The organism is Cellvibrio sp. pealriver (assembly GCF_001183545.1).
Lineage (GTDB): Bacteria > Pseudomonadota > Gammaproteobacteria > Pseudomonadales > Cellvibrionaceae > Cellvibrio.
The window spans coordinates 1370360-1386841 of sequence record NZ_KQ236688.1 but is presented as its reverse complement, the minus strand read 5'-3'; the positions used below and the strand labels follow the sequence as shown (position 1 = coordinate 1386841).

The window sequence follows — 16482 nt, the reverse complement described above, 5'->3', positions numbered from 1 at the left end:
GTGCTTAACCTCCGCCTACCGGGCGAACAATATCGATTTGGTCGTTGGCATTGAGTGTGCGTTCTGTGTAAGTAGAGCGCGGTACAAACTCCTGATTGATTGCCACTGCAATTTTGCTGTCACTATAACCCCAATCACGCAGTGCATCACTTAGCAGCGTTGCTGTGGTTATTGATTTAATTTCATTGTTTACACTGACTTGGATCATCGTCTTTTTAACCTGAAGGCTGAAGCAAGTTGGGGAATAAAATAGTGTGGTTTTGTGCAACTTGAGCCAGTACTTGTTCAGTGACGGCTGGCGCTAACAAATAACCGTGGCGGAATAATCCATTTGCAATAATGAGCCCGGGGCTGCAAAAAATTTTGGGCAGGTTATCCATAAATGCAGGGCGTAAATTTGTATCTGTCTCGATAATTCGCGCTTCGGCAAAAGCGGGTGATAACGTATAAAGTGCGCTACCTAACTCAAGTGATGATTGCAGCGTAACGGGTGAACGATCTTCACTTTCAATTTGCGTTGCACCAATGATAAACCGGTTATTTGGTTTGGGAACAACATACAATTGGTAGCGCGGATGCATTAACCGCACCGGGCGCTGTAAGCGAATCTCGCTGGTTTCTACGTGCAGGGTCTCACCACGCACACCGCGCAATTGTGTAAGTTGTGTTTTTGCCCCCAAGCCACGGCAATCAATAACTAAATCGAACTTTTCAGTTCTATCAAGTGCACGGATAGTATGCGGATCGACTTCTACGGGTGTGTTCTCATAAATCGTGACATTCAGGCGGACTAATTCATCGCCAAGCTGTTGTAAAAATTCACGGTTATGCAAATGGCCTTCTTCTTGTAAGAGCAAGCCGCGCAAAAAATGTGAATGTAAATCCGGTTCCAGTGTTTGAATTTCATGTCCGGATAACCATTGATAGTTGCGACATTCAGGCACGACAAAATTCAATTCATTTTCAAATTGTTGCAGCTCGCTTTCATCTTGTGGGTGTGCAACCAGCAAACTGCCTTTGGCAAAAAATAATTGCGGATTCTGTTGCGGTAAATTGGCTTGTGGTAAATCGCTTAGCCATTGCGGCCAACGCTGCAGAGCAAATTGACCCATGCGGTAAACATTTGCATCGGATACTACGGCTTCGCTTAGTGGTGCGATCATGCCTGCTGCGGTAAAAGCGGCTGCCCGCAAGGTGTTGTCCGGTTGTAATTTGCCAGCTTCGAAAAGCGTGATGTCATGCCCCTGTAAGCGCAAGCGCCAGGCAATCAATCGACCTAAGAGGCCAGCGCCAGCAATGGCGATATGTTGCAGGTTGGATTTAGTATTCACATTGCCTCGAAAAAATGAGGCGGAGGACAGGGGAAATAGCGATTGCTATGCGCCTTGTTCCCTCCGCAGGTTCTAGCCTGTTCAGGTTCTACGGGTTGGGCCGAGCCCATCTCAGCCTCCGTACTAAATTTGCATTTATATTCATGCAATTCAGCCAAGGCGCCCCGACAAGAAGTGTGGTCAATATACTAATGGCTTTCGTTGTTCGCAATCAAAACCTTGCAGGCTTTATTCGGAATCCAGTGACTCTACAATGCTATGGAAACCACCGCCTGCAACCCGTGTGTGGATGCGTTGACCGGCTTGGACTTGCTGCTGATGCGTGATAATCCGGCCTGATTGTGAATCGCTTGCCAATGCAAATCCGCGTTCAAGTGTATTCAATGGGCTCAGTGTATTCAGCATCCGCGCCGCTGTCGTGAGCCGCTGTTTCTGATTATCTATATACGCAAATTGGGTTTTAAATAGTTGTGTTTGCGCTGCGTGTAGCCGATCACGCAGTTGTGTTAGCTGTATATGTGGATGATGCATCTGCATACGCAGCCGCAATTGAGCGAGTTGGTTCTGATGACGATCCAGCAGGTGTTTAATATGGTTTTTTAAGCGTAATTCGAGGTTATCCAATCGTTGCGCTTGCTGCTCCAATCGCTCGCGCGGATGCCGTAAGCGCAGACGCAAATGTTGTAAGTGCTTTTGCAGATGCGCGAGTTTGCGCAACATGGCCTCTTCAAGTAGCACTTCAAAGCCGATAAATTTATCCAGCCATTCCTCACTATCCGGTACTAATATTTCCGCTGCTGCGGAAGGCGTGGGCGCTCGCAGGTCGGCAACAAAATCGGCAATCGTAAAATCGACCTCGTGACCCACAGCGCTGACAATAGGAAGTGAGCTATTAAAAATCGCGCGAGCGACGATTTCCTCATTAAATGACCAGAGGTCCTCCATGGAGCCACCACCGCGCGTCAGTAAGATGACATCGAACAAGTTGGCACGGTTGGCAAGGTCAATAGCATTGACGATTTGAGGCGCAGATTCTTTCCCCTGTACTGCGACTGGAATTACGGTTACCGGAATACCTGCGAAGCGCCGCTCCAACACGCTCAGCACATCGTGGATGGCGGCACCCGTTGGCGATGTAATCACAGCGATACGTTTGGGGATTTTGGGGAGCGGCTTTTTGTGTGCCTCGTTAAACAATCCTTCGGATGAGAGGCGATGTTTTAACTCATCGAATGCGCGCTGAAGGGCACCGCTACCCGCTTCTTCCATATGTTCAGCAATAATTTGGTAGTCGCCGCGCCCTTCATACAGGCTTACACGGGCGCGAATCAGGACATGCTGGCCCTGTTGTGGTTTGAATCGAACCAGCATATTGCGGTTGCGGAACATGCAGCAGCGAACTTGGGCTTGCTCATCTTTTAAGGTGAAATACCAATGGCCTGATGAGGGAATAGACACATTGGACAGTTCACCTTCTACCCAGAGCAGAGGCAAGTGCGTCTCCAATAGTTGGCGTGCCTGACGATTAAGCTGGCTGACACTAAGGATTTCCCGCTCAGGGGTTTTACTGAAAAGATCATTCATAACGGATACAGCCAAAAGCAGTTTGATACGCATTCTAGGCCAAGCATCGGTGTGCGGATAGCCTGAAAGCGGGTAATAGCCACAAGATATAGTGGTTATTGGTTTACCAGTGAGGATCGAATCGCTATAATTCCGCGTTTATTTTCCCGCTCTATTTTGAGGTTGGTAGCTATGTTGCGAATTGCTGAAGAAGCCCTCACATTTGATGATGTGCTCCTTGTGCCAGGTTTTTCGGATGTCACGCCGAAAGATGTATCCCTGAAGACCCAGTTGACTCGCAAGATCCAGCTAAATATTCCTCTGATTTCTGCTGCGATGGATACAGTCACCGAGGCTCGTCTTGCTATTTCTATGGCGCAAGAAGGTGGTATTGGCATCATTCACAAGAACATGACTATCGAGCAACAAGCTGCCGAAGTGCGCGCGGTGAAAAAATTCGAAGCAGGTGTGGTGAAAGATCCTATTACCATTGACTCCAGCGCAACGATTCGCGATTTGATCGCCTTGACCCGCAAAAATAATATTTCCGGTGTACCGGTTCTGCACAATGGCGATTTGGTCGGCATAGTAACCGGTCGCGATGTGCGTTTTGAGACCAATCTGGATGCAAGTGTTTCCAGCATCATGACTCCAAAAGCGCAGTTAGTGACTGTTAAAGAAGGTTTTACACCCGAAGAAGTCCGCAATTTGTTGCATAAACACCGCATCGAAAAAGTCTTGGTGGTGAATGACAACTTTGAATTGCGTGGTTTAATTACTGTTAAAGATATCAACAAGGCAGAGAAGTATCCCAGCGCATGTAAAGACCCTGAAGGTCGTTTACGTGTGGGTGCGAGTGTAGGCACCAGCCGCGATACTGATGCGCGAGTGGATGCTTTGGTTGAAGCTGGCGTAGATGTATTGGTAGTAGATACCGCTCATGGTCACAGTAAAAACGTATTGGATCGTGTGCGTGCGATCAAAGCCAAATACCCTGATGTGCAAGTGATTGGCGGCAATATCGCGACTGGCGCTGCTGCACTGGCATTGGTGGAGGCGGGTGCAGACGCGGTAAAAGTAGGAATCGGCCCTGGTTCGATTTGTACAACCCGTATCGTCAGCGGTGTAGGTGTTCCGCAAATCTCTGCGATTGCAAATGTTGTTGCCGCCCTTAAAGGTACCGGTGTTCCTGCTATTGCAGATGGCGGTATTCGTTATTCCGGCGACATCGCTAAAGCGGTCGTTGCTGGCGCTCATGCGGTGATGATGGGCTCCATGTTTGCCGGTACGGAAGAGGCACCGGGTGAGGTGGAGTTGTATCAAGGCCGTACTTACAAAGCCTATCGCGGCATGGGTTCACTGGGTGCAATGTCGCAATCGCAAGGTTCCAGTGATCGCTACTTTCAGGATGCCAGCGCTGGTGCCGAGAAGTTAGTTCCTGAAGGTATTGAAGGTCGCGTTCCCTATAAAGGTCCTTTGGCTGCCATCGTTCATCAAATGATGGGCGGTTTGCGTTCGGCGATGGGTTATACCGGCTGTTCCGATTTGGAATCCATGCGCACCAAGCCTGAGTTTGTGCGTGTAACTGCAGCGGGCATGGGTGAAAGTCATGTGCACGATGTTCAGATCACCAAAGAAGCGCCGAATTATCCAATTGGTGGCCGTTAATTAGTGGTTGTTACTCAGACGTGCGCCAAAAGGCGTAGTAGAGAAAAAACTCGGGTTAAGCCCGAGTTTTTCTTTTCAGTAGAATTCATTTTGTTTTTTATTTTCTGATTTTTTATTTCGAGCAGGGCACAACATGTCTCACGATATTCATGCACAGCGAATTCTTATTTTGGATTTCGGTTCACAGTACACCCAATTAATTGCACGCCGCGTACGCGAAATTGGCGTATTTTCAGAAATACGTGCTTGGGATATGAGCGACGACGAAATTCGTGCATACAATCCTAAAGGGATTATTTTGGCGGGGGGGCCAGAGTCTGTTCATGAGGCGAATTCACCTCGTGCGCCAGAAGTTGTTTTCACCCTTGGTGTCCCGGTGCTGGGCATTTGTTACGGCATGCAAACTATGGCCGAGCAAATGGGCGGCGCGGTAGAAGGCTCAAACATACGTGAATTTGGTTATGCTCAAATTAAAGCACATGGTGAGTCTTCACTCTTTAAAGATATTAAAGATCATGTAGATCACGATGGCAGTGCATTGTTAGATGTCTGGATGAGTCACGGCGATAAAGTGACAAGAATGCCAGAGGGCTTTAGCCTGATGGCATCAACGCCGTCGTGTGCGATTGCTGGCATGTATAACGAAGCCAAAAAATTCTACGGTGTGCAGTTTCATCCAGAGGTAACTCATACACTACAAGGCAAACGCATGTTTGAGCACTTTGTGTTGCAAACCTGTGGCTGTGAGCCCCTGTGGACCCCTGCTAACATCGTTGAAGATGCAATCAAAAAAGTGAAAGAGCAGGTGGGTAACGACAAAGTACTACTCGGTCTTTCTGGTGGGGTAGATTCATCGGTAGTGGCGGCGCTGTTACACAAAGCAATTGGCGATCAACTCACGTGTGTATTTGTGGATAACGGTTTGTTGCGTAAAAACGAAGGCGATCAGGTAATGGATATGTTCGCCAAAAATATGGGCGTGCGTGTTATCCGTGCTGATGCAGAAGAGCAATTCCTCAGTAAGCTTGTGGGTGTGAATGACCCTGAGAAAAAGCGCAAAATTATTGGCGGCACTTTTATCGATGTATTCGATGCGGAAGCAACCAAACTGAAAGATGTTAAATGGTTGGCGCAAGGAACCATCTACCCTGACGTAATTGAATCTGCCGCTGCCAAAACCGGTAAAGCGCACGTGATTAAATCGCATCACAATGTGGGTGGTTTGCCAGACGATATGGCATTCAAACTGGTTGAACCACTGCGTGAATTATTTAAAGACGAAGTGCGCGCGATTGGTTTGGAATTAGGCTTGCCTTACGATATGGTTTATCGTCATCCGTTCCCTGGTCCTGGTTTAGGTGTTCGTATTCTTGGCGAAGTGAAAAAAGAGTATGCAGATATTTTGCGTGAAGCCGATGCAATCTTTTTAGAGGAGCTGCATGCATCGGGTTGGTATCACAAAACCTCACAAGCGTTTGCTGTATTTCTGCCAGTAAAATCTGTCGGAGTTGTAGGCGATGGGCGTCGTTACGAATGGGTAATTTCTTTGCGCGCTGTGGAAACTGTTGATTTTATGACTGCACGTTGGGCTCATCTGCCTTATGAGCTGCTTGAAAAAGTGTCGGGGCGTATTATTAATGAAATCTCCGGCGTATCACGCGTTTGCTATGATGTATCGAGCAAGCCGCCTGCAACTATTGAATGGGAATAATTTTTCGTCATATTGTAGTTCAGGATCAATCACAAGGATGTGTGCTGTACAGTAACATTCCTATACTAATGAGATACTGAGTTTATGCAGCGAACGTTTTACATATCAGCCATTCATTTTTTATCTGTTTGTCTGCTTTCTGCTGGATTTTTTTCTACAGGATTTTTTTATTCTGGCGTTGTGTTAGCGCAGACAAGTTCCAGTTTATCTGGCGATTCATCCATTTTACTCCTCGCACAAAATGCTACATCAAGCAGCAAGCCTATCATTACAGCATCATCATCCAGCTCCGCTACTAGTATTGAGATTAGTAGTAGCTCAACAATGAGTGCTGAAATAGCATCCTCTGCTACAGGGCAATCTTCCAGCACGCAATCGTCCGCTATGAGTTCAGTGATTGGATTCAGCAGTGCTGTGGCGAGTGCCGCCGCATCCAGTGCGGTACTCATAACGTCTTCAGCGGAATCCAGTCATAGCGCACAGTCTTCCAGTGAGGTAATTGCAACTGAGGCCATGACGCTTTCCAAATTTATTTTGGATACAGAAGTAAAGCCCAATTCGTCTGTGCGTTTGACATGGAATTCAGATGCAGCTGTGGGAGCGTTTAGCGAGGCGACGCCTATTTTGGTTGTGAATGGAGCAAACCCCGGAAAAACATTGTGCTTAACCGCAGCAGTTCATGGCGATGAATTAAATGGAATTGAAATGATTCGCCGCGTTATTTTTAACATCGATCCCGCTAAATTAAACGGCACTATCATCGGTGTGCCTGTGGCAAATATTATGGGCTTTCGCCGCAACTCCCGTTACTTGCCTGATCGTCGTGACTGGAATCGTTATTTTCCAGGAAACACTCACGGCAGTTCTGCATCGCGCTTAGCGCATTCTTTCTTTAGTAAAATTATTATGCATTGTGATTCCCTCGTGGATCTTCATACTGGGTCGTTTCACCGTACAAATTTGCCGCAATTGCGTGCGGATCTTTCTGATGAAAACGTTGCGCGTCTTGCACAAAATTTTGGTGTAATCGCCGTGTTAAATGGTCGTGGTAATCCGAATTCGCTACGGGCAGCAGCTGTGCGCGCAGGGATTCCAGCCGTTACATTGGAAGCAGGTGAGCCAATGGCAATGCAGAGCGATGTGGTAGAAGAGGGTGTAACGGCAATTAATACATTGCTCGCCAAAACAGGAATGTATGGTAAACAAAAGCGTTGGAATCGAATTGCTCCTGTTTATTATCGTTCAGCATGGGTGCGTGCAAACCAGAGCGGTATTTTGTTCAGCAAGGCTACTTTGGGTCAGCGTGTTAAAGAAGAAGATATTTTAGGCACTGTCACAGATCCTATTACCAATGCTCGCACGACCATTAAGTCACCATACAATGGTCGCATCATTGGTATGGCGTTGGATCAAGTTGTGTTGCCCGGATTCGCTGCTTACCATATTGGTATCCAAACTCCCGAAGCAATTTTGATAGAGGAGAGCCAAATGAATGGAGAACTGCTTGAAACGGAAGAGGATGAAGAAGACGGTGACGATTCTGGTGTTGATCCTGTCGATGAAATGGATGAGCCTGAAACAGGTGTAAGTAAAGCGCAGGATCGGATGGCGGATGAGTAGTAAAAAGGCCAGCAATTTTTGCTGGCCTTTTTGTTTTTGCTTGAGATTTTTTGTTTTTACTTGAGATTTTTTTGTCTACGACGAGCCAAACCAAGCCCCAGCAACCCTAAACGGACTCGAAATCCGGTTTCGATATAATTGTGAATGTACGATACAGTTGAGTCAGTGCGGCCAAATACTATGGTGTTTGAGTGCTGGCGAGCCCGGATATTAACTTCCATTCTGATGGTGTCACGGGTTGCGTAGATAAGCGACCTTGCTTGACGAGCACCATATTTTCCAGTCCAGGCTGTACTTTGATTTCAGCTAGTGAGATCAATCGGGAAAATCTTTTGGTGAGCTTGATATCCACTGAAAACCAGCGCGGATTTTCCGGGGTTGATTTTGGGTCGTAATAATCACTTTCCGGATTAAATTGTGTGGGATCCGGGTAGGCCGTTCTCACGATTTTTGCAATCCCAACAATGCCGACATGTTTGCAGCTACTGTGGTAGATAAAGACTTCATCCCCAAGCTTTACTTGATCGCGCAAAAAATTTCTTGCTTGATAATTGCGAATGCCATCCCAGCGGCCAGTTTTGTTTGGTGCCGAAGCGAGATGATCTATGCCATAAATATGGGGTTCTGCCTTGAATAGCCAATATTGTTGTGTCATAGCCCATCTCTTTTGAGCAGATGTTAATTAAAGCCATGCGCTCAAGCGCTGTGCCGTTTCTTCGCTAACAATTTCCAATCCGATTTTACGTTTTTCAATGTCGACATCCTTTATCAAAACGTACACTTTATCGTCCAGGCGCCAGGTTTTTCCTTCAATAGTCAGGCTTAGGCGGCGCGAATCAAACTGCGCTTTAATCTCGCTATCCTTGGATGTCAGCAGTGCATATCCATCTAACCCCCAGTCATCCAATTTAATACCCAAGCCGAACGAATTCACTAATGCAATGCTACCTTGATGCAGGCTGCCAATATGCTGTGCTGCATACTGGCAGCCCAACCAAGCTTCAGTGTAACGGGCTGCTTGACGACCATTATTGAGCTGGTTTTGCAGGGCTTCTGTGAATTGTTTTTTGTCGTGGATGTCGATGGGCTGTTCGCCCCGTAAAATGCGTTTGATGGCGATATGGTTGAATAAATCGTTGTAACGACGAATGGGTGAGGTCGCCATCGCATAAGCCTTAAAACCCAGCCCAAAATGAGGGGTTGGCTCAAAGGTAAGTGAGCCTGCTTGCAGCATGCGCTGCAGTAATGAATGTAATGCGCTACTCGCAGGATGGTTGGTGGGGTTCGAGCGCAATTCGCGAAACAGCGTTGTAAATGCATCCAATTGTGTAAGGTCGCCCGGGCTTAAATCAGGACGATCTTCCTGAATTAATGCTAATGCATCATTAACGCGCTCAGGGCGAAAACCTATGTGTCCTGAGAATATTCCATAACCGGGATGCTGCAAAAATAGTTCACCAGCACATAAATTGGTTGCCAGCATGGCCTCCTCGATCATCCGATGTGCAATATTGCGTTCGCGCTTTTCAATGTGGTCAATTTTTTTCTGTTCATTCAATACAAAAGAATAATCTGGGCGCTCTTCCATCATCAATGCGTTATTTTGACGGTATTGTGCACGCGCTTGCGCACATCCCTTCAACTCCATCAGCATATTATGAATAAAAGCGGGTGCACCAAGCGATGATTCGCTTGTTTCCATAAGTGCATCATATACACCTTGGTAGCTTAGTTTGTGATGAGAACGAATTTGTGCTTCAAGAAAAGTGAAAGAACTGATGGTGCCATCGCGTTGAATTTGCATTTTGCACACTAATGCGGGCCGTTTTTGTTCGGGCACCAAAGAGTAGGTGTCATGCGAAAGATCAACCGGCAGCATAGTGACGGTCTGTCCAAGTAAGTAATGCGTACTGGCGCGGGTACGTGCTGTTTGCTCAAGCGGGCTATCAAATTCGATGTGCTTGCTTGGATCTGCAATTGCAGTAAGCAATTCCCAGCCATTGTCATTGGGTGCGATGTAGATTGCGTCATCCATGTCGCGTGTGTTTTCTGAATCTATTGTGACAAAGGGTAGGTGAGTTAAATCCTGTTCATCATTTTCAAATGTAAGTGGAGACCAATTAATACCCCCTGCTTGCGTTTGTGCAGCTGCTGGCCACTCGAAAGGAATTTGGAATTTGGCGATGCTGTAACGACTTTCTACGCCGGGTTCATCGAGCGTTCCTATGCGATTAAGAATATGGATTTGTACTTTGCCATCATTGCTAAACGGGTGGCGCGCAACGGTGCAGTGGATTAAATCGCCCACTTTATAGCCTTTGCGTTCTTGCGGAGGAATAAACAGCCAGCGGTTGAAATTGTTTACATCGGGCTCAACAAAATCAGCAGCACCTTTATTGACATAGCGACCGACAAATTCTTGCAAGCCCGGCGCGATCAATTTGAGCAGTTTTGCCTCGAATTGGCCTTTGTTATTGGTGGTGATTTCTGCTTCTACTCGATCATCTGGCAATACTCGCATCATTTGGTCCGGATCGATAAATGCTTCGCGGCCATCATCTAACAGTAAAAAGCCAAAACGTTTGGTGGTAGTGCGTACGAGTCCTTGGGCAATGTCTTTACTAACTGCGATAGCAGACTTGAGTTGAGCGAGTTGTTGCAGGGCATCTTTATTGAGCATGAGGTACAACTTATTAAGTAAGGATTATGGCGCGATTATAGCTGGAATTGCCGGTGCTGTTGCGCAAATATGGGGCAGCTATTTTTTTTCACAGATATAGGCTTTACTCATTGTTAACGGCGAGTCTTTTGACAGTATCTGGCTGCATCAGGTTACAATCACTGCAGCTTAGTATTTGTTTTTATTGGAATTCTTTAAAAGGGTTATTTTTTGGACACAGTCACTATCAATAACATCTTGCTGGTGGGGGCACTACTGGTTGCTGCCAGTATTTTGCTTAGCTCAATTTCTACCCGCGTTGGGGTTCCTATTCTGGTTATCTTCCTGGCAGTTGGGATGATGGCGGGAGTCGATGGTCCCGGTGGCATTGTGTTTAATGACTACTCTACTGCTTACTTGGTGAGCAACCTGGCATTGGCCATCATCTTACTTGATGGCGGCATGCGTACCCGCACGACAACTTTCCGCGTGGCGCTTTGGCCAGCATTGTCACTGGCTACAGTCGGCGTTGTGATTACCTCTGGATTAACCGGTATTGCAGCGGCTTGGTTGTTTGATTTGTCTTTGATAGAGGGCTTGCTGATAGGCGCGATTGTAGGCTCGACCGATGCCGCAGTGGTATTTAATCTACTCAATGGTAAGGGCTTGAACGAACGCGTTGGTTCAACTTTGGAAATTGAATCGGGTAGTAATGATCCAATGGCGGTATTTCTTACCGTTACATTAATTGCCATGATTGCAGCAGGCCAGACCCAATTTACCTGGGGTGTATTGGGCAGTTTTATACAGCAGTTTGGTATTGGTATCGCTTTGGGGCTGGGGGGAGGTTGGTTGTTGTTACAACTGATCAACCGTCTGACTATTGCCGATGGACTGTATCCGTTGCTGGCAGTAAGCGGCGGAATTATGCTGTTTGCGTTATCAAGCTTTTTTGGTGGTAGCGGAATTCTGACTGTGTACGTGTGCGGTTTGTTATTAGGTAATCGCCCGATTCGTAATCGCCATGGCATTTTACATATGTTTGATGGTTTGGCTTGGTTGAGCCAGATCGGTATGTTTCTGGTGTTAGGTTTGTTGCTTACGCCTAGTCAGTTACTTCCTATAGCTATTCCAGCGCTGTTGTTATCTTTGTGGATGATTTTATTTGCTCGTCCGTTATCTATTTTTGTTGGTCTTTTGCCTTTCCGCAGTTTCAACCTTAAAGAGCGTACATTTATTTCATGGGTTGGGCTGCGCGGAGCTGTGCCGGTAATTCTAGCGGTTTTCCCGCTGATGGCTGGTTTGGAAAATGCCCAACTCTTTTTCAATGTGGCCTTTTTTATCGTACTGGTGTCATTGTTGGTACAGGGAACAACACTGGGTTTTGCAGCTAAAAAAGCCAATGTGGTTGTACCCGCAGTTCCATCCCCTATATCGCGTGCAGGCCTTGAAATTCATGTGACCAGCCAATGGGAAATGTTTATTTACAAGCTGGGGGCTGAGAAGTGGTGTATAGGCGCAGCATTGCGTGAACTGAAAATGCCGGAAAATACGCGTATTGCTGCTTTATTTCGCGATAAGGAATTACTTCACCCGTCGGGTAGTACCACTCTGATGGCTGGAGATATTTTATGTGTGGTAGGCCATGACCATGATTTGCCTGCATTAGGGCGTTTATTCAGTGAAGCACCCAAACGCACTCTGGATGTCAGCTTCTTTGGTGATTTTATTATTCAAGGTGATGCTGAATTACGAGATCTCGCAATGCTTTATCGCCTTGATATGAAGGGCTATGAAATGCACACCACGCTGGGTGAATTAATCACTGAGATGGTGGGGGGCAAGCCGGTAGTGGGCGATAAATCAGAATGGAGTGGCATGTTGTGGACTATCGCTGAGGTAGAGGGCAACAGTGTGCGTAAGGTTGGTGTTAAGCCTATTGCAAAATAAATTGTACAGCCATGGATAATTCCTACATGCCCATTACCGAGCTTTGCAATCCATTTCTTATCCGTACATGCGCATTAATTGGGGGCGAGTGGTGCGAGTCGGATTCAAAAAAATATTTCCCGGTTATAAATCCTGCCACTGGGGAGTTGCTTACTAATGTTGCTGATGCTGGTGTAGAAGAGGCGCGCAGGGCAATTGTTGCTGCTGCTCAAGCTCAGTCGAACTGGATGCAAAAACCAGTACAGGAACGAAGCCGTTTGTTACATGCATGGCATGCTTTGGTGTTGAAACACTCGGATGATTTAGCGCTGATCCTGACGCTGGAACAAGGCAAGCCTTTAACTGAGGCTCGTGCTGAAATTGCTTATGGTGCAAGCTATATTGAATGGTTTGCCGAAGAAGCGAAGCGCATCTACGGAGATATCATCGCACCGCAACATCCTGACCAACGGATAATGGTAATTAAGCAGCCGGTGGGTGTAGTAGCCGCAATAACACCTTGGAATTTTCCTAATGCCATGCTGGCACGCAAGCTGGCACCTGCTTTGGCTGCTGGTTGTGCTGTTGTAGCAAAGCCGGCCGCTGAAACACCACTCTCGGCGTTAGCGCTTGCGTGGTTAGCGGAAGAGGCAGGTATTCCTGCAGGCGTTATTAATATCGTTCCATCCACGGACGCATCTGCTATCGGAATTGAGTTTTCATCGAACAAACTTGTGCGTAAGCTTTCGTTCACTGGCTCTACAAGAGTTGGAAAAATATTAATCCAGCAGTGCGCAGAGGATGTGAAGCGCATTACGCTGGAGCTTGGTGGCAATGCACCTTTTATCGTATTTGAAGATGCTGATCTCGATGCCGCTGTAGCAGGAGCTATGGCCTCCAAGTTTCGCAATGCAGGACAAACTTGTGTGTGCGCCAATCGATTTTATATTCATCGTAATATTCAAAGTGTTTTTTGTGCCAAATTGATACAAGCGATGCAGTCATTGACCATTGGTAATGGTGTGGCAAGTGAAACAAAAATAGGTCCTTTAATTTCCAGGTCGGCAGTTAAAAAAGTACAGTCATTGGTCGATGACGCTTTAAAAAAAGGGGCTCGAATTACTTATCAGGCCGATCTTGATAAAACCCTTCTCGCGATAGGCTCTTATTACCCTCCTACAGTGTTAAATAATATTGCAGATGATTCACTTTTATTGACGCAAGAAATTTTTGGCCCGGTAGTGGCTATACTCCCTTTTGACTCTGATGAGGAGGTGGCCAAACTTGCCAATGATACTGATTACGGATTGGCTGCTTATTGTTTTACTCGCGATTCAAAAAGAATAAAAAAAATGTCTGAAATATTGGCCACAGGTATGTTAGGTATTAATACCGGCACTATTTCAAATGCAATGGCTCCGTTTGGTGGAGTCAAACACTCTGGGTGGGGGAGGGAAGGCTCTCATTACGGCATTGCCGACTATCTTGAGATTAAATACATTTGCGAACAAATTTAAATACTCCTATTCACATAACATCAAAAGTACGCGTAATTTACCCCTCCCTCTATTTCCCTATGTAGCAAATTCATCAAACGTTACTAGACTTAGTCTATTGGCTATTTAAGCCAATTATGACAACTGAAAAGTACAAAGAGGTTTTGCCATGTTTGGCTGGTATCAACGATTAAGTCTCCGCTTAAAACTCACCCTGCCTTTATTGCTATTAGTGGTATTGGTGCTCTACATGGGTCTGCATGCGATAAGCACAAGTAAAGTGTTAGGCAATAACGCAACCACTATTGCCAAGGTTAATTTGCCTGAAATTCAATTGTTGATACAGGCAGATAGAGACCTTTACCAATCATTAACGGCCGAGAGAGCGCTCTTGCAATTGGATTCGAGCGAGCATCAATCCTTATTTACAGAGCAGAGTGAAAACGCCAAGCAAGCTTATGACCGTGTGTATCAATCACTTGATATATCTGAAACTGCCACTTCTGCAGAGCGAGAGGAATTCACCCGCCGGTATAATGCGTGGAAAATCCAGGCAGCTGACGTTATTAATACTGCGCGTCTGAGTGATGATGCAAGCCGTGCAGCTGCGCGTGAAAAATCATACGGTAGCGCGCATGAAGCTTTTGAGCATTTGCGTAATTATATTGATGAGCTCCAGGAGAAGCGTCTTGTAGAGGTCGATGAATTTACGGTGCAAATCGATAAGGATTTGGATAGCAGTTCAACCCAATTGCTGGTTTTAGTCATTCTGGGAACATTGGTTAGCGGCTTGGCTGCATACTTTTTACCTGTATTGGTTGCTGGCCAAGTGCGGCAAATCAGTCACCGTATCCATAATATCGCTGAGGGTGATGGCGACTTAACGGCTCGTTTACCCGTTAATACGAAAGATGAATTGGGTGAGCTTGCTGCCAATGTAAATCAGTTTATTGAGAAACTGCAGCGCGTTATTAGCGACGTTTTGGTAAATGCAGCAGAGGTATCAAAAGCAGCAGAATCTTTATTAGTTGTATCGAGTAATAGTCAGCGGGCAGCGGATGATCAGTGCCATGCGATTACCATGGTGGTCACAGCAGTGAATGAATTAACCATGGCTATTCAGGAAGTTGCACGTAACACAAGCAATACTGCGCAAAATACAAAAGAAGCCACAGCGATTACCGACCGTGGACAAGAACGAATTCATCTTGCAGTTGAGCATGTGCAAGGATTGGCAGTGCGTATTACAGAAACGGCAGAGTTTATGTCGCGCCTGGAAAATGAAGCAAAAAATGTAACATCTGTGATTGATGTAATTCGTGGAGTTGCGGAGCAAACCAATTTACTTGCACTGAATGCTGCAATCGAAGCCGCCCGCGCTGGTGAACAGGGTAGAGGTTTTGCTGTAGTGGCGGACGAAGTGCGTACACTTGCAAGCCGTACGCAGCAATCTACAGCCGATATTCACGGAATGCTGAGCCAATTGCAGCAGGGGGTACAGCGGGCAGTAGATGCGATGGGTAGTAGTGCAACCATGACATCAGACGCTGTGGCCTCAGCAACTGAGGCTGGGCAGTCATTGACTGGTATTGGAACAGCGGTAAAACAAATTTCGGACATGACATTGCAAATTGCTACTGCTGCAGAACAGCAAAGTTCAGTGACTTCTGAAATTGATAAAAATCTGGTTCAAATTAATTCACTGGCAATGAATACTGCAGAGGGCGCATCAAAAACGGCGGAGCAAAGCCAGCATCTAAATGAATTATCAATTCAGTTACGGCAAATGCTCATGCAATTCAAAGTCTAAGCAGAAAAACGTAGCAAATAAAAAACCGGGCTTGCCCGGTTTTTTATTTGGGAAATGTATTTTGTATAGTTAAATTGGCAACTGTGTTGTGAATTTTACTTGTTTTAATGCAAAGGCTGAATTGATTGATCCGATATTTGGCAAGTGAATAAGGGTTTGCTTCATCAAGCGCTCATAGTGTTCAACGCTCTCTACAACGACACGTAATACATAATCTTTTTCGCCACTTGTTGAATAGCACTCAACTACTTCAGGTATTGCTTGCACCATCTCCTCAAATGCTTCGAGAGAAGGTGCGTCGTGATTCTTGATGGTGATATAGGCATGCACGGTCACGCCAAGGTTGAGTAGCTTGGGGTCAAGTAAGGTGACTTTGCCCCGAATCACTCCTTCAACCTCCAGTCGCTTTAGCCGACGCCAACATGGTGTGTGCGAAAGACCAATCATATTGCCTAAATCGGCCATTGAATAATCGGCATTTTCCTGAAGGGCACGCAAAATTTTGCGATCGTATTCATCGAGCTCAACTGACTTGCTCATAGGTTATTCCTGAGGTGTAACGGAGATAAGGTATTCTAGGATGAAATTGTTGATATGACAATAAATTGAGGATGCATTTAATCATGAGGTCACATTCAGCTTGTCTTTGTATCAGAATTTACCTCCTTTAGATGGTTTGCTAGGAAGCGAATCAG

Annotated in this window: 12 protein-coding genes and 1 riboswitch; of the genes, 6 read left to right on the top strand and 6 right to left on the bottom strand. The window is 46.2% G+C overall.

All coding sequences use genetic code 11. The features are described 5' to 3' along the window. Nucleotides 1-4 precede the first annotated feature (4 nt). The 3 genes from thiS to xseA form a co-directional block, all read right to left on the bottom strand. Entirely contained in the window at nucleotides 5-208 is a 204-nt protein-coding gene (thiS, locus tag VC28_RS05775) for a sulfur carrier protein ThiS (protein WP_049629813.1), read from the bottom strand. A 7-nt stretch (nucleotides 209-215) separates the two neighbouring features. Next, a complete protein-coding gene (locus VC28_RS05770) occupies nucleotides 216-1331 on the bottom strand; it encodes an FAD-dependent oxidoreductase (RefSeq protein ID WP_053094160.1) in 1116 nt (371 codons plus the stop codon). A 41-nt stretch (nucleotides 1332-1372) separates the two neighbouring features. Then, nucleotides 1373-1508, bottom strand: a riboswitch (TPP riboswitch). Nucleotides 1509-1559: 51 nt separating this feature from the next. Next, on the bottom strand, nucleotides 1560-2915 hold the full coding sequence (gene xseA / locus VC28_RS05765) for an exodeoxyribonuclease VII large subunit (protein WP_049632196.1): 1356 nt from the start codon (nucleotides 2913-2915) through the stop codon (nucleotides 1560-1562). 171 nt (nucleotides 2916-3086) lie between these two features. Here xseA and guaB point away from each other — a divergent pair, with 171 nt between their 5' ends. The 3 genes from guaB (at nucleotide 3087) to VC28_RS05745 (ending at nucleotide 7893) form a co-directional block, all read left to right on the top strand. Then, nucleotides 3087-4562: an IMP dehydrogenase gene (gene guaB, locus VC28_RS05760; protein ID WP_049629811.1), complete on the top strand. Its 1476-nt coding sequence runs from the start codon at nucleotides 3087-3089 to the stop codon at nucleotides 4560-4562. A 133-nt stretch (nucleotides 4563-4695) separates the two neighbouring features. Then, a complete protein-coding gene (gene guaA, locus VC28_RS05755; RefSeq protein WP_049629810.1) occupies nucleotides 4696-6273 on the top strand; it encodes a glutamine-hydrolyzing GMP synthase in 1578 nt (525 codons plus the stop codon). 324 nt (nucleotides 6274-6597) lie between these two features. Further along, on the top strand, nucleotides 6598-7893 hold the full coding sequence (locus VC28_RS05745) for a succinylglutamate desuccinylase/aspartoacylase family protein (RefSeq protein ID WP_231591661.1): 1296 nt from the start codon (nucleotides 6598-6600) through the stop codon (nucleotides 7891-7893). Between the two features lie 178 nt (nucleotides 7894-8071). Here VC28_RS05745 and VC28_RS05740 read toward each other — a convergent pair whose 3' ends face one another. Beyond that, nucleotides 8072-8548: an EVE domain-containing protein gene (locus tag VC28_RS05740; RefSeq protein ID WP_049629807.1), complete on the bottom strand. Its 477-nt coding sequence runs from the start codon at nucleotides 8546-8548 to the stop codon at nucleotides 8072-8074. Between the two features lie 27 nt (nucleotides 8549-8575). Next, nucleotides 8576-10573: a VacB/RNase II family 3'-5' exoribonuclease gene (locus tag VC28_RS05735; protein WP_049629806.1), complete on the bottom strand. Its 1998-nt coding sequence runs from the start codon at nucleotides 10571-10573 to the stop codon at nucleotides 8576-8578. 210 nt (nucleotides 10574-10783) lie between these two features. Between VC28_RS05735 and VC28_RS05730 the strand changes: the two genes are divergently transcribed. The 3 genes from VC28_RS05730 to VC28_RS05720 all read left to right on the top strand — a co-directional run bounded on the left by VC28_RS05730 (nucleotide 10784) and on the right by VC28_RS05720 (nucleotide 15787). Then, entirely contained in the window at nucleotides 10784-12502 is a 1719-nt protein-coding gene (locus VC28_RS05730; RefSeq protein WP_049629805.1) for a potassium/proton antiporter, read from the top strand. Between the two features lie 11 nt (nucleotides 12503-12513). Beyond that, a complete protein-coding gene (locus tag VC28_RS05725; protein WP_231591660.1) occupies nucleotides 12514-13998 on the top strand; it encodes an NAD-dependent succinate-semialdehyde dehydrogenase in 1485 nt (494 codons plus the stop codon). Nucleotides 13999-14146: 148 nt separating this feature from the next. Then, nucleotides 14147-15787, top strand: a complete 1641-nt coding sequence (locus tag VC28_RS05720; protein ID WP_049629803.1) for a methyl-accepting chemotaxis protein — start codon at nucleotides 14147-14149, stop codon at nucleotides 15785-15787. Nucleotides 15788-15856: 69 nt separating this feature from the next. Here the strand turns inward: VC28_RS05720 and VC28_RS05715 are convergent, their stop codons facing one another. Further along, the gene (locus VC28_RS05715; protein ID WP_049629802.1) at nucleotides 15857-16327 is read right to left on the bottom strand and encodes an Lrp/AsnC family transcriptional regulator; all 471 of its coding nucleotides are present in this window, start codon (nucleotides 16325-16327) and stop codon (nucleotides 15857-15859) included. Nucleotides 16328-16482: the final 155 nt, after the last annotated feature.

What these genes read in the sequence shown, in the direction of transcription:
- guaB (WP_049629811.1), top strand. Translation starts at nt 3,087, where the DNA reads ATGTTGCGAATTGCTGAAGAAGCCCTCACATTTGATGATGTGCTCCTT.
- VC28_RS05740 (WP_049629807.1), bottom strand. Translation starts at nt 8,548, where the DNA reads ATGACACAACAATATTGGCTATTCAAGGCAGAACCCCATATTTATGGC.
- VC28_RS05735 (WP_049629806.1), bottom strand. Translation starts at nt 10,573, where the DNA reads ATGCTCAATAAAGATGCCCTGCAACAACTCGCTCAACTCAAGTCTGCT.
- VC28_RS05725 (WP_231591660.1), top strand. Translation starts at nt 12,514, where the DNA reads ATGGATAATTCCTACATGCCCATTACCGAGCTTTGCAATCCATTTCTT.
- xseA (WP_049632196.1), bottom strand. Translation starts at nt 2,915, where the DNA reads ATGAATGATCTTTTCAGTAAAACCCCTGAGCGGGAAATCCTTAGTGTC.
- thiS (WP_049629813.1), bottom strand. Translation starts at nt 208, where the DNA reads ATGATCCAAGTCAGTGTAAACAATGAAATTAAATCAATAACCACAGCA.
- guaA (WP_049629810.1), top strand. Translation starts at nt 4,696, where the DNA reads ATGTCTCACGATATTCATGCACAGCGAATTCTTATTTTGGATTTCGGT.
- VC28_RS05720 (WP_049629803.1), top strand. Translation starts at nt 14,147, where the DNA reads ATGTTTGGCTGGTATCAACGATTAAGTCTCCGCTTAAAACTCACCCTG.
- VC28_RS05745 (WP_231591661.1), top strand. Translation starts at nt 6,598, where the DNA reads ATGAGTGCTGAAATAGCATCCTCTGCTACAGGGCAATCTTCCAGCACG.
- VC28_RS05715 (WP_049629802.1), bottom strand. Translation starts at nt 16,327, where the DNA reads ATGAGCAAGTCAGTTGAGCTCGATGAATACGATCGCAAAATTTTGCGT.